Source organism: Micromonospora zhanjiangensis (assembly GCF_042650605.1).
GTDB lineage: Bacteria > Actinomycetota > Actinomycetes > Mycobacteriales > Micromonosporaceae > Micromonospora_J > Micromonospora_J zhanjiangensis.
The window spans coordinates 50834-71835 of the sequence record NZ_JBHSBN010000029.1 but is presented as its reverse complement, the minus strand read 5'-3'; the positions used below and the strand labels follow the sequence as shown (position 1 = coordinate 71835).

General features: G+C 71.7%; 20 protein-coding genes, 2 tRNA genes, 1 other RNA gene and 1 pseudogene. 14 read left to right on the top strand and 10 right to left on the bottom strand.

Going from position 1 to position 21002, the window contains the following annotated elements; translation table 11 throughout:
• Positions 1-123 precede the first annotated feature (123 nt).
• Entirely contained in the window at positions 124-1794 is a 1671-nt protein-coding gene (locus ACFOX0_RS28580; RefSeq protein ID WP_377551828.1) for a DUF885 domain-containing protein, read from the bottom strand.
• Between the two features lie 72 nt (positions 1795-1866).
• Between ACFOX0_RS28580 and ACFOX0_RS28575 the strand changes: the two are divergent.
• A pseudogene (locus ACFOX0_RS28575) lies at positions 1867-2829 on the top strand (DMT family transporter); the annotation flags it as partial.
• A 62-nt stretch (positions 2830-2891) separates the two neighbouring features.
• Here the strand turns inward: ACFOX0_RS28575 and ACFOX0_RS28570 are convergent.
• The gene (locus ACFOX0_RS28570; RefSeq protein ID WP_377551826.1) at positions 2892-3965 is read right to left on the bottom strand and encodes a PHP domain-containing protein; all 1074 of its coding nucleotides are present in this window, start codon (positions 3963-3965) and stop codon (positions 2892-2894) included.
• Positions 3966-4150: 185 nt separating this feature from the next.
• On the opposite strand from ACFOX0_RS28570, the gene ACFOX0_RS28565 reads away from it, so the two are divergent.
• Positions 4151-6001: a M48 family metalloprotease gene (locus ACFOX0_RS28565; RefSeq protein ID WP_377551824.1), complete on the top strand. Its 1851-nt coding sequence runs from the start codon at positions 4151-4153 to the stop codon at positions 5999-6001.
• 7 nt (positions 6002-6008) lie between these two features.
• On the opposite strand, the gene ACFOX0_RS28560 is transcribed toward ACFOX0_RS28565, so the two are convergent.
• Positions 6009-6755 carry a M23 family metallopeptidase gene (locus tag ACFOX0_RS28560; RefSeq protein ID WP_377551822.1) on the bottom strand — a complete coding sequence of 249 codons (747 nt, stop codon included), beginning with the start codon at positions 6753-6755 and terminating at the stop codon, positions 6009-6011.
• A gap of 174 nt (positions 6756-6929) precedes the next feature.
• Here ACFOX0_RS28560 and ACFOX0_RS28555 point away from each other — a divergent pair, with 174 nt between their 5' ends.
• From ACFOX0_RS28555 to ACFOX0_RS28540, 4 genes are all read left to right on the top strand, one after another.
• Entirely contained in the window at positions 6930-7310 is a 381-nt protein-coding gene (locus ACFOX0_RS28555) for a hypothetical protein (RefSeq protein ID WP_377551848.1), read from the top strand.
• Between the two features lie 97 nt (positions 7311-7407).
• Complete coding sequence (locus tag ACFOX0_RS28550) at positions 7408-7575, top strand: hypothetical protein (RefSeq protein ID WP_377551820.1); 168 nt, start codon at positions 7408-7410, stop codon at positions 7573-7575.
• A gap of 133 nt (positions 7576-7708) precedes the next feature.
• Entirely contained in the window at positions 7709-8248 is a 540-nt protein-coding gene (locus ACFOX0_RS28545) for a tRNA adenosine deaminase-associated protein (protein ID WP_377551818.1), read from the top strand.
• Positions 8249-8283: 35 nt separating this feature from the next.
• Positions 8284-8724: a nucleoside deaminase gene (locus tag ACFOX0_RS28540; protein ID WP_377551846.1), complete on the top strand. Its 441-nt coding sequence runs from the start codon at positions 8284-8286 to the stop codon at positions 8722-8724.
• Positions 8725-8782: 58 nt separating this feature from the next.
• Here ACFOX0_RS28540 and deoD read toward each other — a convergent pair whose 3' ends face one another.
• Positions 8783-9490: a purine-nucleoside phosphorylase gene (gene deoD / locus ACFOX0_RS28535; RefSeq protein ID WP_377551816.1), complete on the bottom strand. Its 708-nt coding sequence runs from the start codon at positions 9488-9490 to the stop codon at positions 8783-8785.
• Between the two features lie 101 nt (positions 9491-9591).
• On the opposite strand from deoD, the gene ACFOX0_RS28530 reads away from it, so the two are divergent.
• Positions 9592-9678 (top strand) — tRNA-Ser (locus ACFOX0_RS28530).
• 66 nt (positions 9679-9744) lie between these two features.
• Here ACFOX0_RS28530 and ACFOX0_RS28525 read toward each other — a convergent pair.
• Entirely contained in the window at positions 9745-10578 is an 834-nt protein-coding gene (locus ACFOX0_RS28525) for a hypothetical protein (RefSeq protein ID WP_377551814.1), read from the bottom strand.
• Between the two features lie 191 nt (positions 10579-10769).
• A complete protein-coding gene (locus tag ACFOX0_RS28520) occupies positions 10770-11561 on the bottom strand; it encodes a DUF3152 domain-containing protein (protein ID WP_377551812.1) in 792 nt (263 codons plus the stop codon).
• 143 nt (positions 11562-11704) lie between these two features.
• Between ACFOX0_RS28520 and ACFOX0_RS28515 the strand changes: the two genes are divergently transcribed.
• From ACFOX0_RS28515 to ACFOX0_RS28505, 3 genes are read left to right on the top strand one after another with little or no spacing between them, the layout of a single operon-like run.
• Positions 11705-12208: a SigE family RNA polymerase sigma factor gene (locus tag ACFOX0_RS28515; RefSeq protein ID WP_377551810.1), complete on the top strand. Its 504-nt coding sequence runs from the start codon at positions 11705-11707 to the stop codon at positions 12206-12208.
• Positions 12205-12960 carry a hypothetical protein gene (locus ACFOX0_RS28510; RefSeq protein WP_377551807.1) on the top strand — a complete coding sequence of 252 codons (756 nt, stop codon included), beginning with the start codon at positions 12205-12207 and terminating at the stop codon, positions 12958-12960. The genes ACFOX0_RS28515 and ACFOX0_RS28510 overlap by 4 nt, the downstream gene beginning before the upstream one ends.
• 8 nt (positions 12961-12968) lie before the next feature.
• Entirely contained in the window at positions 12969-13487 is a 519-nt protein-coding gene (locus ACFOX0_RS28505; RefSeq protein WP_377551805.1) for a GntR family transcriptional regulator, read from the top strand.
• 207 nt (positions 13488-13694) lie between these two features.
• Here the strand turns inward: ACFOX0_RS28505 and ACFOX0_RS28500 are convergent, their stop codons facing one another.
• Genes ACFOX0_RS28500 through ACFOX0_RS28490 form a run of 3 tightly spaced genes read right to left on the bottom strand, consistent with a single transcriptional unit; the run spans position 13695 to position 14253 of the window.
• A complete protein-coding gene (locus tag ACFOX0_RS28500; RefSeq protein ID WP_377551802.1) occupies positions 13695-13889 on the bottom strand; it encodes a hypothetical protein in 195 nt (64 codons plus the stop codon).
• Entirely contained in the window at positions 13886-14080 is a 195-nt protein-coding gene (locus ACFOX0_RS28495; RefSeq protein WP_377551800.1) for a hypothetical protein, read from the bottom strand. The genes ACFOX0_RS28500 and ACFOX0_RS28495 overlap by 4 nt, the downstream gene beginning before the upstream one ends.
• Positions 14077-14253 (bottom strand): hypothetical protein, encoded by a 177-nt coding sequence (locus tag ACFOX0_RS28490; RefSeq protein WP_377551798.1) that lies wholly within the window; start codon positions 14251-14253, stop codon positions 14077-14079. The genes ACFOX0_RS28495 and ACFOX0_RS28490 overlap by 4 nt, the downstream gene beginning before the upstream one ends.
• A 328-nt stretch (positions 14254-14581) precedes the next feature.
• Here ACFOX0_RS28490 and ACFOX0_RS28485 point away from each other — a divergent pair, with 328 nt between their 5' ends.
• Together ACFOX0_RS28485 and ACFOX0_RS28480 are read left to right on the top strand one after the other, a co-directional pair.
• Complete coding sequence (locus ACFOX0_RS28485) at positions 14582-15328, top strand: GntR family transcriptional regulator (RefSeq protein ID WP_377551795.1); 747 nt, start codon at positions 14582-14584, stop codon at positions 15326-15328.
• A gap of 650 nt (positions 15329-15978) precedes the next feature.
• Positions 15979-17397, top strand: a complete 1419-nt coding sequence (locus ACFOX0_RS28480) for an ATP-binding protein (protein ID WP_377551792.1) — start codon at positions 15979-15981, stop codon at positions 17395-17397.
• Between the two features lie 201 nt (positions 17398-17598).
• Here ACFOX0_RS28480 and ACFOX0_RS28475 read toward each other — a convergent pair.
• A tRNA-Ser gene (locus ACFOX0_RS28475) sits at positions 17599-17683 on the bottom strand.
• Between the two features lie 82 nt (positions 17684-17765).
• On the opposite strand from ACFOX0_RS28475, the gene ffs reads away from it, so the two are divergent.
• Positions 17766-17858: signal recognition particle sRNA small type (gene ffs / locus ACFOX0_RS28470), an RNA gene on the top strand.
• A 129-nt stretch (positions 17859-17987) separates the two neighbouring features.
• A complete protein-coding gene (locus ACFOX0_RS28465; RefSeq protein WP_377551790.1) occupies positions 17988-20915 on the top strand; it encodes a DNA polymerase III subunit gamma and tau in 2928 nt (975 codons plus the stop codon).
• Positions 20916-21002: the final 87 nt, after the last annotated feature.

Here is a 21002-nt window from a genome sequence, read left to right as displayed (position 1 = left end):
CAGGCCTGCTCTTTGATCCCCGGCCTGCCCTGAGTCGAGCAGGCCGCCGTCCGGGAGCCCGTACCGCGGACGGCCGGGCCGGCGGGCCGGCGCCGACCCCTTGCGGCGCCGGCCCGCTTCCGGTCAGAGCCGGTCGAGCGCGGCCTTCAACGGGTCCAGCCCGATCGAGCCCAGGTTGAGCGCGTCCCGGTGGAACACCCTCAGGTCGAAGTCGGCTCCCTTGCGCGCCTTCGCGTCGTCCCGGGCCTGCAGCCAGATCCGCTCGCCGACCTTGTACGCCGGCGCCTGCCCCGGCCAGCCGAGGTAGCGGTTCAGCTCGAACCGCAGGTTCTCGTCCGGCACCCGGCAGTGCGCCCGCAGGAACTCCCAGCCCAGCTCGGGCGTCCACCGTTCGCCGGGGTGGAAGCCGAACGGGTTGTCCCGCGGGATCTCCAGCTCCAGGTGCATGCCGATGTCGACGATCACCCGGGCGGCCCGGAACGCCTGCGCGTCCAGCATGCCCAGCTTGTCGCCCGGGTCGGCGAGGTAACCCAGGTCGTCCATCAGCCGCTCCGAGTAGAGCGCCCACCCCTCGCCGTGCCCGGACACCCAGCAGAGCAGCCGCTGCCACCGGTTCAGCAGTTCGGCGCGGACGGCGGTCTGGCCGACCTGGAGGTGGTGGCCGGGCGCGCCCTCGTGGTAGACGGTGGTCACCTCGCGCCAGGTGGAGAAGTCGGTGATGCCCTGCGGCACCGCCCACCACATCCGGCCGGGGCGGGAGAAGTCCTCGCTGGGACCCGTGTAGTAGATCGCCCCGTCGCTGGTCGGCGCGAGACAGCACTCGATCCGGCGGACCTGCTCCGGGATGTCGAAGTGGGTGCCGTGCAGCTCCTCGATCGCCTTGTCGGCGAGCGCCTGCATCCAGTCCCGGAACGCATCCTTGCCCTGGATCTTGCGGGCCGGGTCGGCGTCGAGGGCGGCCACCGCGTCGTCCACGCTCGCGCCCGGTCCGACGATCCGCGCGGCCACGGTCCGCATCTCCGCCTCCAGGCGGGCCAGTTCGGCGAAGCCCCAGGCGTACGTCTCGTCCAGGTCGATCCGGGCGCCGAGGAAGTACTGCGAGGCGAGCTGGTAACGCTCGCGCCCGGCGGCCTGCTTCTCCCGCCCGCGCGGGGCCATCTCCTCGCGCAGGAACGTGCCGAACTGGGCGGTCGCGGCGGTCGCCGCGGCGGCGCCCTTCCGCAGTTCGGCGCCGAGCGCCCCGTCGGCGGTGAGCCGCTCGACCAGGCCGTGGAAGAAGTTGTCGCCGGCCGGGTCGGTCCAGATGTCGCACTGCTTGGCGACCTCGATTAGCTGTGCCTGGGAACTCACGTGTCCGGCGTCGGCCGAGGTCCGCAGGGTGGTCTTGTAGCCCTCCAGCGCGCCGGCGAACCGGTTCAGCCGGGCGGCGATGTTGGCCACCGCCGCCTCGCCCTCGGTCGGCATCAGGTCGAAGACCGAGCGGATCTCGTGCAACCCGCTGGCGATCACGTTGACCTCGCTGGCGGTCTCGCCCGCGTCGTAGCGGGCCAGGTCGAGGCCGAGGCGTTCCTGCATGGCCTCCTTGGCGATGCGCTCGGACTCGGTGTCCGGCTCGGTCACGTCCAGCTCGGCCAGCGTGCGCCGGGTCAACTCGGCCTGGGCGGCGAACCCGTTCGGCGACAGATCGACCAGTTGGTCGTCGTACCCGTCGATTCCGACGTAGGTGGCGCCGGTCGGGTTGAGTGGCGCCCAGTCGGCGACGTAGCGGTTGGCGATGTCATCGATTCTTCCCACCCGCCAGACCCTACGTGACGACCCCGGTGCGCCGGTGACCTGCGACGTGCGGGCTCTTCGGCGGCCCACGACGTGCGGCCCGCCGGTGCCGCCGTGTCGCCGGACACAGGGTGGGAAAAACCCGCGACGTTGTCGTACCCCTGCGGCAGAGTGTCAGGGGTGACTACGGCAAGTGCTCCTGACAAGGTCGGACTTCGGTCCTGGCTGCCGGGCTTCCTCGCCCTCGGCGCGATCTGGGGTTCCAGTTTCCTGTTCATCAAGATCGGCGTCCGCGAACTGCACCCGCTCTACGTGACCCTCGGCCGGGTGGCGGCCGGCGCCCTCGCCCTGCTGGTGGTGCTGGTGGTACGCCGGGACCGGCTGCCCCGCGACCCGCGGACCTGGGCCCACCTGGCCGTGGTGGCGGCGGTCGGGGTGGTCCTGCCGTTCACCCTGTTCGGCTTCGGCGAGCAACGGGTCGCCTCGATGCTGGCCGGCATCTGGAACGCCACCACTCCGCTCGTGGTGCTGCCGCTCGCGGTCTTCCTGTTCCGTACCGAGCGGATGACCGCGCGCCGGGCCGTCGGGCTGCTGCTCGGCTTCGCCGGCGTACTGGTGGTGCTCGGCGTCTGGCAGGGCCTGGGCGGCGCCCAGTTCACCGGCCAACTGATGTGCCTCGGCGCCGCCGCCTGTTACGGCGTGGCCATCCCGTACCAGAAGCGGTTCGTCGCCGGTCGGACCGACTCCGGGGTGTCGATCACGACGGCCCAGCTGCTGATGGCGATCCTGCAACTGGCCGTGCTGGCGCCGATCTTCGCCGGCCCACCGCCGGTTCCGACCCGGCTGTCGCTCGACGTGGTGGTCAGCGTGCTGCTGCTCGGCGCGCTCGGCACCGGCCTGGCCTTCGTGATCAACCTGCGGAACATCCGGCTGGTCGGCGCGAGCACCGCCTCGATGGTCACCTACCTGATCCCGCTCTTCGCGGTGCTGGTCGGCGTGCTGGTGCTGGACGAGCGGCTCACCTGGTACGAACCGGCGGGCGCGCTGATCGTGCTGCTCGGGGTGGCGACCGCCCAGGGACTGTTCGGCCGGCGTACCCGGAAACCCGAGCGCAGCGGTCAGGAACCGTGGCCGGCGGTCCAGTCGAGCAGTCGCTCGGCGGGCCAGGTGTTGACCACCGCGTCGGCCCCCACGCCGCACAGCGCGGCCCGCTCGCAGCCGAACCGCTGCCAGTCGAGCTGACCCGGGGCGTGCGCGTCGGTGTTGACCGCGAACCGGCAACCGGCCTCGAAGGCCAGCCGGATCAACCGCTTCGGCGGGTCCTGCCGCTCCGGCCGTGAGTTGATCTCGACGGCTTTGTCGTGCTCGGCGCACGCGCCGAAGACCGCGTCCGCGTCGAAGCTGCTCGGCGGCCGGCTGCGCCGCCGGTGCCCCCGGTCGCCGGCGCCCTCGACGCCGGGCGGTCGGGAGGTGACCATCCGGCCGGTGCAGTGGCCCAGGATGTCCAGGTGCGGATTGCCGATCGCGGTCACCATCCGCCGGGTCATCTTCGCCTTGTCGTCGTTCAGGCCGCTGTGCACCGAGCCGACCACCACGTCGAGCCGGGCCAGCAGGTCGTCGCTCTGGTCCAGCGACCCGTCGGCGAGGATGTCCACCTCGATGCCGGTGAGCAGGCGGAAACCCGCCGGCAGCGCGTCGTTGACCGCGGCCACCCGGTCCAACTGCCGGCGCAGCCGGTCGGCGGTCAGGCCGCGGGCCACCTTCAGCCGGGGCGAGTGGTCGGTGAGGGCCAGGTACTCGTGTCCCAGTTCGACCGCGGCCAGCGCCATCTCCTCGATCGGCGAACCGCCGTCCGACCAGTCCGAATGGGTGTGGCAGTCGCCGCGCAGCGCCGCCCGCAGCGCCGCGGCCTCCTCGGTCAGGTCGGTGCCCTCGGTCGCCGCCAACCGGCGCAGGTAGACCGGCTCCTCGCCGCGCAACGACTCGGTGACCGTACGGGCCGTGACGTCACCGACCCCGGACAGCTCGGTCAGCGTCCCGGCCTCGGCGCGGGCGGCCACCTCCCGCGCCGGCAACTCGGCCAGGGTCTTGGCCGCCGACCGGAACGCGCGCACCCGGTACGTCGCCTCGTTCGCCCGTTCCAGCAGGAAGGCGATGCGGCGCAGATCGGCGATGGCGTCCCGGGCGGTCACCGGGCCACGGTATCCGCCGAAGGGCCCTCCGTGGGGCCGGCGCGACGCGTGCGGGCCCAACGGAACGCGAATCGTACGGCTGGCCGGACACCGGCCGGAAGTACCTTGTCCGGCGAAGATCACCGACATAAGGTCCCTGCGCCGCCCGGGTCGGACCGGGCGCGCGTACGGGGGAGGACGAGACGATGGTCGCCACATACCGCGCCCTGGCGTCGGTGGTCATGCTGGCCGGGTTCTATCTGGTGGCGTTGGCCCAACTGGCCGCCGTGGGGGCGCTGGTGGTCTGGCTCGGCGTCGAGAGTCACTCGGTCGTCGCCGTGAAGCTGGCCATCCCGCTGTTCGCCGCTCTCGGCGCGGTGGCCGTGGCCCTGTGGCGGGCGATCCGGGCGAAGTCGGAGCCGGAACCGGGTCTGATCCTCGGACCGGACCAGGCGCCGCGGCTGTGGGGCGCGGTGCGTGAACTCGCCACCGCGGTGGGCACTCGGATGCCGGACGAGATCCGGGTGGTGCCTGAGGTCAACGCCGCGGTCAGCGAGGACACGAAGTTGCTCGGCCTGGTCGCCGGCCGGCGGATCCTCTACGTCGGGCTGCCGCTGCTCCAGGCGATGAGCGTGGACCAGCTCCGGGCGGTGCTCGCGCACGAACTCGGCCACTACTCCGGGCGGCACACCCGGTTCGGCGCGGTCGCGTACCGCGGCCGGCTGGCGATCGGCGGCACCCTGGCCCGGATCGGGCCGTACAACCCGATCGGCTGGGTCTTCAAGGGCTACGCCCGGCTCTACCTGCTGGTCGACAACGCCGCGTCGCGGAGCCAGGAGTTGGAGGCCGACCGGGCCGCGGTCCGGCTGGCCGGTCGCGCCGCCGCCGCCTCCGCGCTGCGCGAGCTGCCCGTCCTGGACGCCGCCTGGGGTTTCTACTTCCGCCGGTACGTCGAGCCGGGCTGGGACGCCGGCTACGCGCCGGACGACTTCTTCGGCGGCTTCGGTGACCTGGTCGCCGCCCGCAAGCAGGAGCTGGACGACATCCGCGCGCAGGAGCCGGACAAGACCCCGTCCCGATGGGACACCCACCCACCGATCGGCGAGCGGATCGCGGTCATCTCGGCCGCCCCGGAGGCCACCGCCTTCGTGCCCGACGACCGCCCCGCCGCCGTACTGGTCGGCGACGTCGTCGGGGTGGGCCGGCGGTTGCAGGCGTCGGCGATCACCCTGGGACAGCGCACGGTGCTGCCGTGGCCGCAGTTCACCTCGGCCGCGGTGGCGGTCGGGGTCCAGCGCGAGGCCGATGTGATCTACCGGGCGGTCGGCCGGTTCACCCGGTCGGCCGACGTGGGCCTGCCGGCCGTACTGGAGCTGGTGCGCGCCGGGCGGCTCGGGGAGTTCGCCGAGCAGTTCTTCGCCGGTGCCACCCGCCGGGAGGCGGCACAGCGGTTCGCCGAGCCGATGGCGCTGCTGCTGCGCAACGCGGCGGTCAGTTCCGGGGCGGCGATCTGGCGGCACTCCTGGTCCGGCCCAGCGGAGCTGATCGACACCGCCGGTGAACCGTTGGATCTGGACGGCATCGCCGCACTCGCCGTGTCGCCGCAGACCCTGGACGAGGCGCTGACCCGGCTGGCCGGGCTCGGCATCCGGGTCGAGCGGGCCACCATCGTCGCCCGCCAGGTGACGCCGGACGGCGCCGACCTGGTCGGCGCGCTGGCCAACGTGAAGGTCAACGGCGGCGACCACGATCTGCTGGTACTGGACCGCGGGCTGGTCTTCGTCGGCAACCCGGGCAAGAGCGACCAGGGCCGGCAACGGCTGCGGGCGCTGGTCGGCTCCGCGCCGGTCGCCATGCTCGCGAAGACCAACCACTTCCTGCCGTACGAGGAGATCGCCTCGGTCGTGGTGCGCAAGCGAGTGCCGACCCGGGCCGACCTCACCCTGCACGACGGGACCACGGTCACCCTGCACGAGGCGTGGAGCAGCGAGGAGTTGGAGAAGAACAGCCGGGACACGTTGCTGCAGGTGCTCGACCGGATCGGCGCCATCGGGTAGGGGCGCCCTAGGCCGGCGGGGCCTTCGGGCAGCCGTGTCCGCGTTCCCAGGCGGCCACCTCGACCGCCGGGGACTTCGTCGCCTTGCGCCGCCACGCGTCCAGGTACGGCGCGGGCCAGACCACGCCGCGACGGATCCACCAGTCACCGGTCCGGCCGCACGGCGGGGAGATGCCGAAGTGCAGGTGGCATACGTTGCTGGCGTTGCCGGTCCGGCCGACCTGGCCCACCTGCTGACCGGCGCGTACCCGGGTCCCCGCGGTCACTCCGGTGGTCACCACGCTCAGGTGCGAACCGTAGTAACGCACTCCGTCGTCGCCGAGCAACGACACCGACCGGCCGCCGTTGAACGGCCCCTTCGGGCCCCGCTCGTCGAACCTGTCGACCAGGCTGACCTCCAGCACCGTGCCGTCGGTGACCGCCACCACGGGCGAGCCGCAGGCGGCGAAGATGTCCGTACCCGGATAGCCGGCGTGGGTCGGGTGGTAGTCGGCGTCCGCGGAGCGCACCGGGAAGGCGTACCCGTGGGTCGTGCCCGGTGGTGACGTGTCGGCGGACCCGGTCGGGGCGCCGGTCGGCGCGGTGGCGGACCCGGTCGGCGCGGCCGTCGTGCCGGACGGCGCCGGTGCCGAACCACCGCCGCCGCCGGACGGCGCGGTGCCGCAGCCCGCGACGAGCGCCGCCGTCACCAGCGCGGCCGCCGCCCCGGCCAGCCGTCGTGCCGCCGCCGGGCCGCCCGTACCGTGCCGATGCATGCGGCCCATCCTGGCAGACCCGCGCGGACGGCCGTCGCGGCGTGCGGCCGCCGCCCCGGCTCGTCCCGCCGGCGGGCCGACGCCCGGAGGTAAGCTGCGGGCGGGGACACCGCCGCGAGCAGGGACGGAGCGAGGACCATGACGCAGCCGCCGGCCTTCCGCCCGCCACCGGGGATGCCGGTGTCGCCGGCCTGGCCGGCGCCGGCCCGGGCCCCCTCGGGCCTGTTCCCGGCCGGTCCGCCGGTCCCGCCGGCACCGACCCGGCCGACCTACCGGGAACCCCATCCGGTACGCCGGTCCGCGCTCGCCGCCGGCGCCCTCGGCGCGGCGCTCTGGGCGCTCCTCTTCGGGCTGCTCGGCCGGGACCTGGTCGGCTACGCCTGGTGGACGTTGATCGCCGGCGCGGCCGCGTGGCTGGCCGTGCTGGGGCTGACCCGGTTCGGCGACCGAGGGGTGGCGGCGGGCATCGCGATCGTCACCTCGGCGGCGGTGAGCATAGCCACCGTGCTGGTGGCCATCCGCTGGGCGGACACCGGCGACTGGCCGTTGTGGTGAGCCGGACCGGCGCGCGGCGGGACCGGCAACCGGTACCGGCTCCGGCGCCGTCCACCGGGTCTTGACGAACCCGGTACGACTCGGCACGCTCGACCCCATGAACGCCACTGTGCAGCGGCCCGATCCCGATCGCAGCCGCCGCCGTCTGCAACTTCTCGCGGAACTCGCCGGTGCCAAGGCGTTCCGGGGCCGCGAGTATCCGCGGTGGGCCCGCGACCACCGGTTGCGCGACCGGATCGCGGACCGGCGACGACTGGCCAACTGAACCGGTCGGTAAGGTTCGATTCCTTTCCTCGTTCGGGGCGTTGCGCGCTCACCCGCAGGTCGGACCGGCTACCGTCACGCGTGACGACAATCTGGTGAATGTGCGGCGGTGGCCGCGGGCAATTGGGGGGATCGTGTCGTACTTCGCGGCAGCCGTGGTGCGGGGCGAGGACGGCTGGTCGACCGCCGAGGTCGACCTCGGCGGTGCCGCAGACCTCGACGAGGTCGCCGACCGGCTCCGAGACGTCGATCCGGACGCCGGGGTGTCGCTGCTGTTCGTCGAGTCGGACGACGCCTACCTGGCGATCCTCCGCCTCGACGAGGGCGACGACCTGCGGGTCTTCGGCTCGGATTCGGCCTTCGCCGAGGAATCCCGGCTCGGGTCGCTGCTGGTCGGCGACCTGAAGGCACCGGCGCTGGACATCGACGACGTGGTCGAGCCGAAGGTGCGTGCGGCCGCCGGCGACGACGAGGACGAGAGCGCCGACGAGCCGGCGGCCGACCCGGACGCGGACCCGGTCGGCGAGGCCGACATCCTGGCCGACCTGGGCATCCCCACGCAGCGGCTGCTCACGCTCTGCGCCCACGAGGGCAACCTGCCGGCCGACGTGACCGCCGAGATCTGCCGGGTGCTCGGCTGCGGCGACGAGGTCGAGGAGTTGCGCGAGGCGTGACCGGCGCGGACCGGCGATTCCGGCACGAGTCGTGGATGCGCCGGGCGCTAATCGTGGCGACGGCCGAGTTGCCACCCGGCCCGGTCGACCGGGTGGAGGACGTACCGGTCGGCGCGGTGGTCTACGGTCCGGACGGCAGCGAACTGGGCAGCGGACGCAACGAGCGGGAAAGGGCCGGTGATCCGACCGCGCACGCCGAGATCCTGGCGCTGCGCCGAGCCGCGGCGGTGGTGGGCGAGTGGCGGCTGGCCGGCTGCACCCTGGTGGTAACCCTGGAGCCGTGCACCATGTGCGCGGGCGCGCTGGTGCTGGCCCGGGTCTCGACGCTGGTGTTCGGCGCCTGGGAACCCAAGACCGGCGCCGTCGGGTCACTGTGGGACGTGGTCCGCGACCGCCGGCTCAACCACCGCCCCGAGGTGTACGCCGGGGTGCTGGAGGAGGAGTGCGCGACGGTGCTGCGCAGCTTCTTCCGCTGACCGAGACGGCGGGGCGGTGGTCGGTGGTGTTGCCGACCACCGCGTCCGACGGTCGCGATCAGGCGATGATGGTGTCCAGGGCGACCTCGACCATCTGGCCGAAGGTCTGCTCGCGCTCCTGCGCGGTGGTCTTCTCGCCGGTCTTGATGTGGTCGCTGACCGTCAACAAAGTCAGCGCCCGCGCCTTGAACCGGGCCGCGATCGTGTAGAGCGCCGCCGACTCCATCTCCACCGCCAGCACGCCGTAGTCGGCGAGCCGGTCGTAGAGGTCGGGCCGGTCGGTGTAGAAGGCGTCGGCCGCCAGGATCGGCCCCACCCGCATCGCGATCTGCCGGCGCTCGGCCACCTCGACCGAGGTACGCAGCAGGCCGAAGTCGGCCACCGGCGCGTAGTCGATCAGACCGTCGAACCGGAACCGGTTCATGTTCGAGTCGGTGGACGACCCGCTGGCCGCGATCACGTCGCGCAGCTTGAGATCATCGCTCAGTGCCCCGCAGGAGCCGACCCGGATCAGGCTCTTCGCGCCGTACTCGTTGATCAGTTCGTGGGCGTAGATGGAGGCCGACGGCATGCCCATGCCGGAGCCCTGCACCGACACCTCGACCCCGGACCACCGGCCGGTGAACCCGTACATGCCGCGCACCGTCGAGTAGCAGGTGGCGTCCTCGAGGTAGGTCTCCGCGATCCACTTGGCCCGCAGCGGGTCGCCCGGCATCAGGACCCGCTCGGCGATCTGTCCCGGCTCAGCGCCGATGTGCGTACTCATGGTGAGGGATCCTGCCAGGTCGGTACGGGTGGGACGTCGCCAGCCCGGCCCGGGTGAGACCCGCGCGACGTCGCCCGGCGCCGTCGGGTACCCTTCTCGGCGGTGGCGTGTCCGAGCGGCCTAAGGAGCACGCCTCGAAAGCGTGTGAGGGTTTACGCCCTCCGAGGGTTCAAATCCCTCCGCCACCGCTCACGAAGTGCCAAAACGCCCGGCCGATCCGCACGGATCGACCGGGCGTTTCGGAGCACCGGGCCTCAGCCGAAGAGCCGGCCGATCCACTCGAAGAGGGTGCCGATACTGCTCAGACCGTTGCCCACCTGGACCACCCCGTAGGTGAACGCGCTGAACAGGGTGAGGACCACCAGCACGAGCAGGCAGGTCCCGAGCGCCGCGACGACATGGGCGAGCAGGGCCAGCCCGGCGCCGGGGCGACCCTCCTCCCGGCACTCCCGCCGGGCGCTCTTGGCCAGGCCGAGTCCGGCGGGCGGAAAGACCACCGCGACGATCAGCGCGGCGATGACGGCACCGTTGACCATCCTTGGACGCCGCGCTGGGGGCGTGGTGACCGGTGCCGCCGGCACCGGAGCCGGCACGGGCACCGGCGTCAGGATCTGCGGTGCGGGCGCCGGGGAATGGTGCGGCGCCGGCGGCTGAGCCGGCCGGAATGGCGCGATCTCGCCGTAGGCCGCCGGGCGGGTGGTCGGCAGCGGGGCCGGAGGAGGCGGCACGACCCACTGCTGCACCGGTGGGTCCGGCTGGATCGGCGGCGCGGGCGACGGAGTCTGCTGAGCCGGGTAGGTCGGCTGGGCGAGCAGCGGGGTGGGTCGAACCGGCGTTGTGGGCGGGGTCGGCTGCACCGACTGGTCCCGATGTGCCGCGCGCTCGTCGAGCTTGCGGCGGACCTGTTCCTCGGCGCGGGACAGGCCCACCTTGCCGATGTCGGCGGCCCGTCGACCGGCCTCGGTGGCCCGCAGCCCGGCTCCGGCCGCGAGTCGCCGCGCGGTGTCGAGCCGCTCACGCAGGGTGGAGGGCTGCTCGGGTGGCGTGGAGGGGATGATCGCAGGCTCATCGGGCGGCGACGGATCCATGATGGACAGCCTAGCGGAGGGCACCCTTGTCAACAGGCCCGTCATTCCTGTGACCGATCGGCCGGCTGGCTCCCGGTCGCATCCACAGGTGTGCACAGCCACCGTGCCACCCCCTTAGCTCGACGAGATGGCCGCCCGGCTCCGAGCTCGTCGGAAGACCGCGCGGGCTCGGTCGTGCCGGCAGGAGCGGTTCAGCCCGACCAGCCGCGTTCCGGGGCCGGGATCGGATCGTCGTACGCGCCGGACCGGCCCGCGTAGCGGCGGCCGTTCAGGTACGGCAGGGGGTTGACCGTACAGCCGTGCAGGCCGAGCGTCTGCTGCTGCATCACCGGGGCGGGTCGTCCCCGGCCCGGGCACAGTTCGTGGCCGTGCCCGAGCCGGTGCCCGACCTCGTGGTTGACCATGTAACGCCGGTAGCCGGCCAGGTCGGCGCCGTAGCTCGGCACGCCCTTCATCCAGCGCGCCACGTTCAGCACCACCTGGTCGCCGTTGCGGCAGGAGGTGTAGCCGTCCCGGACGTCCCCGCACAGCCGGTCCCGGGTGCCGGGGGTGGCCAGGTAGACGGTGAAGTCGACCGGCTGGCCGGGACCGACGCGGCGCAGCCGCAACGTCCCGGGCGCGGTCCAGCCACCCGGGTCGGTCAACGTCCGGGTGACCTCGGCGGCGAAGGCGGTCACGGCCAGGCCCTGGATGTCCTGTTCCACCGTCACGCGATACCGCAACAGCCGACCCGTACCCCCGGGGTGGGCTGGTTCGGCGGCGGCGGTGTGCCAGCGGTTGCCGCCCGTCGCGGGGTAGCTGACCGGCGGCGGTGGCGCCGCCGTCGCGGACGGCGACGGCGTCCGGTGGCCTGCGGCGACCGGGACCGCCGGAGGAGCCGTGGTCGGCGCCGCCGGGCCGGCGGACGTCGGGGCCGCGCAGCCGGCCAGCAGCGCGACCAGCGCGAATATCGATACCGTACGGATCGTGAGTCCGACCGCCACGGAAACCTCCTTGCCGGGCACCGCGGATCGGTGCCACCCGGCAGGAAGGACGAGCGGCCCGGATGTGAAGTTGGCTCCGGGTGGGCTCAACCTTTCGCCCCGCCCGCCCGTCCTGTCCGACGTGGAATGCGAGACGAGTGGGCATGGCCCGAGGTGACACGGAGTTCGTCGAGTTCGCCCGGGCGGCGTCGGGGCGGCTGGTGCACGCGGCGTTCCTGATGACCGGCGACCACCACCGCGCCGAGGACGCGGCGCAGACCGCGCTGGTCCGCACCTACGCGGCGTGGTCCCGGATCCGCGGCGCCGACGCCTACGGGTACGCCCGCACGGTGCTGGTCAACCACCTGGTCGACGGGTGGCGGCGACCGATCCGCGAGTACCCCAGCGAGGACCTGCCGGAGCAACGGTCCGGCGACGTCGCCGACGTGGTCGCCACCCGGCGTTGGCTGCTCGCCATCCTCGGCACGCTCAGCCCTCGGGAGCGGGCCATCGTCGTGTTGCGCTATTACTTCGACCTGTCGGAGGCGCAGGTGGCCCGGGAACTCGACGTGTCCGTCGGAACGGTCAAGAGCACCAGTTCGCGAGCCCTGGAGAAGTTGCGCACGGCCGACGCGGATGCGCTGGAGACCAACGGGACGCGCCGGTGAACGCGGCGGACCAGCTCCGGCAGGCCATGCGGGCGACCGAACACACCGACCGGCCGGGCCTCGACCTGGACGCGATCATGCACGAGGGCGGCCGGCTGCGTCGTCGCCGCCGGCTCGCCGGTACGGGCGCCGTGGCGCTGTCGGTGGTGCTGGTCGTTGTCGGCATCGCGGTCGGCGTACGGCAGTTCCGGCCGGCACCGGCTCCGGTCGCCGGTCCGACGGTCAGCCCCGCCGCGCCGACCAGCGGCGCTCCGGCCGCCACCCCCACCGTCACCGAGACGACGGACAAGAACCGGGACGAGACGGGCCGGCAACCGGTCGGCGAGGTGGTGACCAGCGGGCTCCGGCGGGCCGGCGAGGAGCGGGTCTTCTACTTCGTGCCGGTCCACCTGCCCGACCTGCCCGACGTGCGGATCGGGCTGGTCGCGGGCCGGCGTACCGCCGACGGAGGGCTGGTCAGCGACTTCCTGGCCAACGACGTCGAGGGCAGCGACCGCCGGCCCGGCTTCCACGCCATCGGCAACGAACGGACCGGACAGCGGGACGGCCCGCCGCTGCCGATCTTCGGCTACTTCGTCGGGCCGGCAAAACGGATCACCGCCACCGCCGGGGAGCGGCGGGTCGATGCCCGGGTGGCCCGGTGGAGCGCGGACCCGCAGGTGCTCATCTTCTGGTTCGACCCGGAGGAGCTGGCCCCGGGAGTACGACTGGACGGCATCATCGCCCGCGACAGCCAGGGCCGGAGGTTGTGAGTAGACACATGACAACCGCGAGATGGGCGAGTAGCTCGGACCGGTATCTCACACCCGGTCAGGGGGACGCCTGGGCCGCTGAGGCCGCCTCGACCGGGCAACGTGGCACGCAACAACTTCTCGACGTGGCCACCGTCCCGGCGCCTGCCGATGTCGCCGACGCACTCCAGCTCGCAGCCGGAGAGCCTGTCATCCGCCGCCGGCGCCTGATCCTGGCCGACGACCGACCCGTCGAGTTGGCAACCTCGTACTACCCGGTCGACATCGCGGCCGATACCCCGCTCGCCGGGACGGCGAAGATCCGGGGTGGAGCGGTTGGTCTCCTCGCCGAACTGGGCTTTCGAGCTCAGGAAGCCCGAGAGGAACTGATGGCCCGGACCGCTGACGCCGAGGAGCTCGGCCACCTTCGCCTCGATCCGGGCGCTGCCGTGCTGGTCCTGTCCCGGACCATCCTCGACCCGAACGGCCGGGCGTACGAGCACAGCGTCATGGTGACCACCCGTCCTCAGCGGTACGTCCGCACCTGATCCGCGCCGCGCTCTCAGTCGTCGGCTCAGATCCAGGCCGAGGACGGGAAGACGGCCCCGATCGGGCGGCTGAGAGCGCTTCGTGCGCGCACCCGCCGGCTGCCGCAGCGCCACGTTTGTCCGTCATGGTGCCGACCACGACCAGTACGGCTAGGAGCGCCAGCACAACCCAGTAGAGGATCCGGCCGCATCGTAGTTGGTCGGGTGTCATCGTGGGTCCGGCGGGATGATCGGTGCGGGTGCGGGGCCGGCGTGTTCGTCGAGGTAGCGGTAGGCGGTTGTTCTGGCCTCGCAGTTGTGGACCTTGCAGATCGGGCAGCCGTCGGGTCCGGGCCAGTGGTCTATGATCATTTTCTTGGCCGCGGTGACGAGTTGGGCGTGCACGGTCGACGGATCGCTCACGACGACAACGCCCGGGCGGTGAGTCGGTCCAGGAATTGGTGGGCTGACTCCAGTCGTGGGCATCCGTCGTGGGTGCAGTCGGCGCAGGCCGGTTTCCAGGTGGTGCCGGGTCGTTGCCAGTGTTGGTCGACGGTGGTGTTCGCGGCGGTGGCGAGGTCGTGGGTGGATACCGGTTCGGCTGTCGTGGTCATGACGCGTCCCGGCAGCGGCGGGTCCGCTCGTGTTCTTCCAGGGCGGCGACGACCTGCTGGCGGATCCGCTCTTCTTCGCGGGTCAGCCCGGCCTGCCATACCTGGTCGGCGATGCGTTCCCTGCGTTCGTGCCGCCAGCGTCGCCACAGGGTTCGGACTTGTCTGATGCGCATCTGTGGGTCCTCCTGAGTGGGGGCCCGGCGGCGCGTTGCCTGCTCCCTCGGGTCGAGAGACCGCGCCGCCGGGCCGGTCCGGGGGCGCGGCGGTGGGGGCCGCCGCGCCCTGGGTGCGGCATCGCTCGGCCTTCCCCTTTCGCTGGCAGAGGGTCGTGCGAGCCACGGCTGGGGCCCCGTCACCGGCGGCGTGGTTGCTGACCGGAGTCGCACGGTAACGGAGCAATCTAGAACCTAGTACACCAGCTTTGTGCTCGCAAGGGAGGAGACGCAACTTGGCACACCAGGTCGTCTGTGATCGACTGGGCAGGCTGACCGGAGGTACCACGTGCCCAAAACGCCTGCCTATCTTGCGATCGCCGCCGACCTTCGCGCCGAGATCATGTCCGGCGCACTCCCACCCGGCGCCAAATTGCCGAGCGAGACCCACCTGATGCGTCGCTACGAAGTGAGCCGCACAGTTGCCAAATGGGCGATCAGCGTGCTCAAGGGCGAGGGCCTGGTCGACGGCCGGGCCGGATCCGGCGTCTACGTCCGCCAGGTCCGCCGCCTCGTGCGTCTGGCCCATGGTCGAGGCATCCGTGGCTCTGCGCCCACGTCCCCGTTCGCCCGGGACGCGGCACGCGCCGGGCATCACGGCACATGGGAGCACGACAGCCGGCAGGAGCCGGCTGATGAGCGGATCGCCGCCCGGCTGGCCATCGAACCGGGCGGCAGGGTGATGCGGACGGACTACCGCTTCCTCGCCGACGGCGAGCCCATCCAGTTGTCCACCTCGTATGAGCCGCTGAGCATCACTCAGGGCACCGAGGTGGAGCGGCCGGAGGACGGGGCCGCGGTTGGCGTGGTGGCGAGGATGGACCTGATCGGCGTGCGCATCGACGAGTTCGAGGAGCGCATCAGCTTGCGCGCGGCACTGCCGGACGAGGCGGAGGCGCTGGCCCTGCCGCCTCGGCTGACATTCGTGCACCTGATCGAGCGGACGTACTACGCGGCTGGCGTACCCGTGGAGACGGCCGACATCGTGCTGCCGGGCGACCGATACGAACTGGTGTATCGCATCCCCGTCGACTGAGACCCGAGCGGGTTGCGTACGGCGAGCACGGCGACTCATGAGTTTGGGTGCGTTTGTTGTCGCTCCAGCGACAACAAACGCACCCAAACCCCCGGCTCGTGTCCAATTGGCGGGATGGACAGTTCACCGGAGTGCCGGACGGCCGGCTGCCCGACGTCGGGCAGCCCGCCCGCCGGCCGTGCTTGCTTCAGGGCGACCCGTCGAGTGGCCGCCGCAACGCCGCCGACCATCCGGGAACGGGGCGAGTGGAATGACGACTGAGACGAGGGCGACGTGGCGACGAGTCAGGGCCGGTCCCCTGGGGCCCGCCCTGTCGTTCGTGCAATGAAGCGAGCGGAGGATACGAGATTCGAACTCGTGAGGGTGTGAACCCAACACGCTTTCCAAGTCTGTGGTCCGTCTTCCGGCGTGCCCGTACAGGTACTTGTCCGGGTCGCGCTGGGCGCTGCGGAAGTAAGAGGACGGTGGCGAACGGGGGCGGAGGAGACGAGAGCTGAGACGGGATCTCCTGCCATGCCGTCGTCGCCGTAAGGATGAGCATGATTAACGTCAAGAATCGCACGATAACTCTCTTACAATCGCGACACGCATATTTCTGGCATATGGGTCGACTAGGCGGCGCCCGGCTATGTTCGTGGCATACTCCGCCCATGGCGGTAGACGTGCTCCAGGTATCGCAAGCGGATGTCAGAAAAGCCGAAATCCTGGAGGAAGGGCATTTTATTGATGTCAAGGCAATTGACATCGCGCCGGCGAAGCTCACGAAAACGATTGCATCTTTCGCTAATGCTGATGGCGGAGACGTGTACATCGGGATCGCCGAAGACAAGGTGAAGGGTGTAAAGACCTGGCAAGGCTTTGCCTCGCCGGAAGCTGCTAACGGTCATATTCAGATTTTTGAGCAACTTTTCCCGTTAGGGCAGGACTTCAAGTACGAGTTTATGCGACCGCCGACTTCTTCTCGCGGTCTGGTCCTGCACGTCGCTGTACAAAAGACTGTTGACGTTAAAAAGGCTTCGGACGGTGGCGTGTACGTCCGGCGCGGCGCGCAGAACTTGCCGGTAAAAACGCCGGAGGAATTGGATCGGCTTCATCGCAACAAGGGAATAACCTCCTTTGAGACGAATACGGTTCCGGTGCCCCTTGACATGGTTGCAAATTCCGACGTCGTTATCGGCTTTATGCTGGAAGTCGTGCCGATTGCCGAGCCGCTGCCCTGGCTGAAGAAACAGCTCCTTGTCGTGAACGAAAAGCCGACCGTTGCAGCCGTGCTGCTATTTTCGGACGAGCCCCAAGCGGCCCTTCCCAAGAGGTCGGCAATCAAGATCTATCGGTACAAGACCTCCAGCTCGGAAGGTAGTCGCGACACTCTCGCATTCGACCCGGTCACCATTGAGGGCTGCCTCTACGAGCAAATCGGGGCTGCTGTCAATGAAACCGCCCGCCTCATCGAGCAGATCCGAGTGCTCGGAGATGAGGGCCTTGAGGCAATTCGTTATCCGCAGGTTACTCTTCACGAGATCATTACGAATGCCGTGCTTCATAGGGACTATGGTATCGCCGATGATGTGCACGTCCGCATCTTCGACAACCGGGTGGAAGTGGAAAGCCCGGGACGTCTGCCCGCCCATATAACGCCTGAGAATATTCTCAACGAGCGGTTCTCTCGGAATGGGAACATCGTACGGTTGATTAATAAGTTCCCGAATCCACCGAACAAGGATGTGGGTGAGGGGCTGAATACCGCTTTCGCTGCCATGAAGCAACTCAAGCTCGCCTTTCCGGTAATCCGTCAGGCCGATAACTCAGTGATTGTTGATATCAAGCATCAACGCCTGGGGTCGCCGGAAGAGATCATCATGGAGTATCTTGACGAGAATCCGGAAGTGACGAACCGCAAGGTTCGGGAGCTGACCGGAATCGGTTCTGAAAACGAGGTGAAGCGCATTTTTTACCGACTCGCCCAAGCGAATCAGATCGAGCGGGTGCCAGGTAAAGGTGGCGGTCATGCCGCATGGCGAAAGGTGCCGTCGGTAGAGGAAGTTGGCGCGTCAGAATCTTTGTTCTAGTTCGCGCGATGATCGCTTATCTAGCTATCGCCTTTGCGCTGGGAGTTGCGTCCGGCTGAGGCGGCAGGTTGAGCCTGACCCGCCCCAGCGCCGGATGGGGTGCCGTGCAACGAGACGACAACAGCGACGGCTCCCCGGGCCGGGACGACGCGAGAGCCGGTCCTGGTGGGCCGGCCCTCGCGTTCGTGCTGCTCACGCGAGCGGAGGATACGAGATTCGAACTCGTGAGGGTGTGAACCCAACACGCTTTCCAAGCGTGCGCCCTAGGCCTCTAGGCGAATCCTCCGTCGGACAGAGTACAGGTCCGTCGGCCGGCCTTCACCCCACCACCCGTGGAGATCGACTAGCCGGCCGGGTAGACTCGGCGGTACCCCCCCGTGCGGCGTGCATCTCGTGAACCTCCCCAGGGCCGGAAGGCAGCAAGGATAAACGGGCTCTGACGGGTGCACGGGGGGCCTTCGCGTTCCGGGACGGTGTTGACCGGCCTCCGGCGCCAGCGTCCGCCCGCGCGCCGTACCCGACTCGCCCGGCAGGTTGGCCCGGCGCGCCGCGGCGGCGCAGAATGGCCCGGTCGAGAGGAGGCGGGGCGAGTGGCGCTCGCGCTCTACCGCAAGTACCGGCCACGCACGTTCGCCGAGGTGATCGGCCAGGAGCACGTCACCGAGCCGTTGTCGCAGGCGTTGCGCAGTGGCCGGCTCAACCACGCGTACCTCTTCTCCGGGCCGCGTGGCTGCGGCAAGACCTCCAGCGCCCGGATCCTGGCCCGCTCGCTCAACTGTGAGCAGGGTCCCACCCCGGAGCCGTGCGGGACGTGCGAGTCGTGCCGGTCGTTGACCAACGACGGCGCCGGCTCCATCGACGTGATCGAGATCGACGCGGCCAGCCACGGTGGCGTCGACGACGCCCGGGAGCTGCGCGAGCGGGCGTTCTTCGCGCCGGCCAGCAGCCGGTTCAAGATCTACGTGATCGACGAGGCGCACATGGTCTCGTCGGCCGGCTTCAACGCGCTGCTGAAGTTGGTCGAGGAGCCGCCGGAGTACGTCAAGTTCATCTTCGCCACCACCGAGCCCGAGAAGGTGCTCGGCACGATCAAGTCGCGGACCCACCACTATCCGTTCCGGCTGATCCCGCCCGGGGTGCTCCGGCCGTACCTGGAGCAGCTCTGCGCGGCGGAGGGGGTCAAGGTCGAGTCGGCGGTCTTCCCGCTGGTGGTGCGGGCCGGCGGCGGCAGCGCCCGGGACTCGCTGTCGGTGCTCGATCAGTTGATCGCCGGCGCCGGCCCGGAGGGGGTCAGCTACGCCCGGGCCGTCGCGCTGCTCGGCGTCACCGACTCGGCCCTGATCGACGAGATGTGCGACGCGCTGGCCGCCGGGGACGGCGCCGCGGCGTACGCCACCGTGGACCGGGTCGCCGAGGCCGGGCACGACCCGCGCCGGTTCGCCTCCGACCTGCTGGAGCGGCTGCGTGACCTGATCGTGCTGCAGCAGGTGCCGGACGCCGCGACCAAGGGCCTGATCGACGGGCCGCCGGACCAGATCGAGCGGATGACCGCCCAGGCCCAGCGGCTCGGCCCGGCGACGCTGTCCCGGTGCGCCGACATCGTGCACAACGGCCTGGTCGACATGCGCGGCACCACCGCGCCCCGGCTGCTGCTGGAGTTGATCTGCGCCCGGATGCTGCTGCCCGGCGCCGAGGACTCCACCACCGGTCTGCTGCAACGCCTGGAACGGATGGAACGCCGGCTCACTCTGGGCGGCGGCGCCGACCTGGCCGTCGAGGCCGAACCGGCCCGCCGGGCGCCCGCCCCGGCCCCGACCGCCGAGCCGGTCCGCCGGGCATCCGCTCCGCCCCCGTCGGCGCCCGCCGTACCGTCGCCGCCGACCGGACCCGCGCCGCGCGCCGGGAGCGTACCCCCGCCGGTCGCACCGGCCGGCGGCCCGGGCCCGGCCGCGGACGTCCCGCCGGCGCCGTCCGGCCCGTCCGGGTTCGCGACGGCGCCGACCGACGAGGTACGCCACGAGCCCGTGGCCGCCCGCCGGCCGGTCTCCCCGGCGGCGGTGATGCCCGATCCGGCCACCCCGGACCCGGTGGTCCACCCGCCCGCCGGGGGCAGCCTGGACGCCGCGGCGATCCGGCGCGCCTGGAGCGAGATCGTCGCCGTGGTCAACCGGACAAGTAAGCCCACCGCCGCGTTGATGCGCGATGCCGTGGTCCGGGACGTGGACGGTGAGGTCCTCGTGCTCACGGTGAAGTCGGCCTTCCACGCGCAAGGGCTGACCAAGCAGGCCGACGTGCTGACCGACGCCTTGTACGAGGAGTTCGGCGGACGCTGGCAGGTCCGTTGCGAGGTGGCCGGCGACCAGCGTCAGACGGCTGCCGGCGGGGGTTCCCGGTCGGCCGCGCCGAGCGCGCCCCCGGTCGACCGCCAGCCGGCCGGTCCGGCTCCCCGGCGACCCGAACCGGCCGCCGAGCGGCGACCCGAGCGCGGTGCCGACGGTCGGACCGCACCGGCCGGCGGTCGGCGGTCCGGCCCCGGGACCGGCGAGCCCTCGGCCGACGACGACTGGCCCGAGCCGGCCCGCCCCGGCGGTGCCGCCGCGGTGGACCCTTCCGCGGCGACCGGCGACGACGACTGGCCGACCCCGGCCCGGCCGGGCGGCGCTGGCCCGAGCGGCCCGACGCCGGCCGGCGGTCCGGGCGGAGCCACCGGTCCAGGCGGTTCGGCGGCGGCGGGTGGTCCGGGCGGTTCGAGCGCGGCCACCGGTCCGGGCGGTTCGACGGCGGCCGGTTACCCGAGCGGTTCGGCCGCGGCCACCGGACCGGGCGGCTCGATGGCGGCGGGCGGTTCGAGCGCGGTCGGCGGTCCGGGTGGCCCGGCGGCGGCCGGTGGTGCTGGTGGGTTGACTTCGGTCGACGGTTCGGCCGGTTCGGGTGCGGTGAACGGTTCGGTTGCCGGGATCTCGGCCAACGGCCCGGGCGGTTCGGGGCCGGCCGTCGGACCGGGGACCGCCGAGGCCGGGGGAGTGGGCCGTCGGGCGGTCGGCGGGCCGGGCGTACCGGTGGGTGGTGGCACGACCGGCGGACCGGGCGCTGCGGGCGGCTCCGCGCCCGGCGGGGCGGCGGCGACCACACCGGCGGGCGGCGGGCCGCGCGGCGGTGCCGGCGGGCGGCGGGCCGCGGGCGGCGGCCTGGCGGCGGCCCGCGCGGCGGCGGCGGGAGCGGCGGCCGGCAAGGGACGCTCCGGCGGGGCGGCGACCACCGTGGCCGACCGCGACTGGGCCGGCGAGCCACCCTACGACCCGGAGTACGACGGCCCGCCGACCCGCGGCGGCGCCGGCTCGCCCGGTGCCGTGGCCGCCGCCGGTACGGCCAGCTACGAGGGGTTCGACCCCGGCGACGAGCCGTTGGACGAGGTGATCGACGAGCGGACCGCGCGGCAGAGCAGCGAGCAACAGGCGGTGCAGTTGCTGGAGCAGGCGTTCCGGGCCGAACGGATCGGCGAGATCGAGGCCACGTAGGACGATCGGCCCGCCCTCGTCGGTCGGCGTGCCTCCGGCCGTTGTCGGATCCGCCCGGCCGATAGGCTGGGCGGCGGCCAGCAGCAG

Excerpts from the sequence above, each read along its gene's own strand:
- deoD (WP_377551816.1), bottom strand. The coding sequence starts at position 9,490 with ATGAGTACGCACATCGGCGCTGAGCCGGGACAGATCGCCGAGCGGGTC.
- ACFOX0_RS28515 (WP_377551810.1), top strand. The coding sequence starts at position 11,705 with ATGGCCCGAGGTGACACGGAGTTCGTCGAGTTCGCCCGGGCGGCGTCG.
- ACFOX0_RS28565 (WP_377551824.1), top strand. The coding sequence starts at position 4,151 with ATGGTCGCCACATACCGCGCCCTGGCGTCGGTGGTCATGCTGGCCGGG.
- ACFOX0_RS28505 (WP_377551805.1), top strand. The coding sequence starts at position 12,969 with ATGACAACCGCGAGATGGGCGAGTAGCTCGGACCGGTATCTCACACCC.
- ACFOX0_RS28495 (WP_377551800.1), bottom strand. The coding sequence starts at position 14,080 with ATGACCACGACAGCCGAACCGGTATCCACCCACGACCTCGCCACCGCC.
- ACFOX0_RS28490 (WP_377551798.1), bottom strand. The coding sequence starts at position 14,253 with ATGCGCATCAGACAAGTCCGAACCCTGTGGCGACGCTGGCGGCACGAA.
- ACFOX0_RS28540 (WP_377551846.1), top strand. The coding sequence starts at position 8,284 with ATGCGCCGGGCGCTAATCGTGGCGACGGCCGAGTTGCCACCCGGCCCG.
- ACFOX0_RS28560 (WP_377551822.1), bottom strand. The coding sequence starts at position 6,755 with ATGCATCGGCACGGTACGGGCGGCCCGGCGGCGGCACGACGGCTGGCC.
- ACFOX0_RS28555 (WP_377551848.1), top strand. The coding sequence starts at position 6,930 with ATGCCGGTGTCGCCGGCCTGGCCGGCGCCGGCCCGGGCCCCCTCGGGC.
- ACFOX0_RS28525 (WP_377551814.1), bottom strand. The coding sequence starts at position 10,578 with ATGGATCCGTCGCCGCCCGATGAGCCTGCGATCATCCCCTCCACGCCA.
- ACFOX0_RS28480 (WP_377551792.1), top strand. The coding sequence starts at position 15,979 with ATGGCGGTAGACGTGCTCCAGGTATCGCAAGCGGATGTCAGAAAAGCC.
- ACFOX0_RS28550 (WP_377551820.1), top strand. The coding sequence starts at position 7,408 with ATGAACGCCACTGTGCAGCGGCCCGATCCCGATCGCAGCCGCCGCCGT.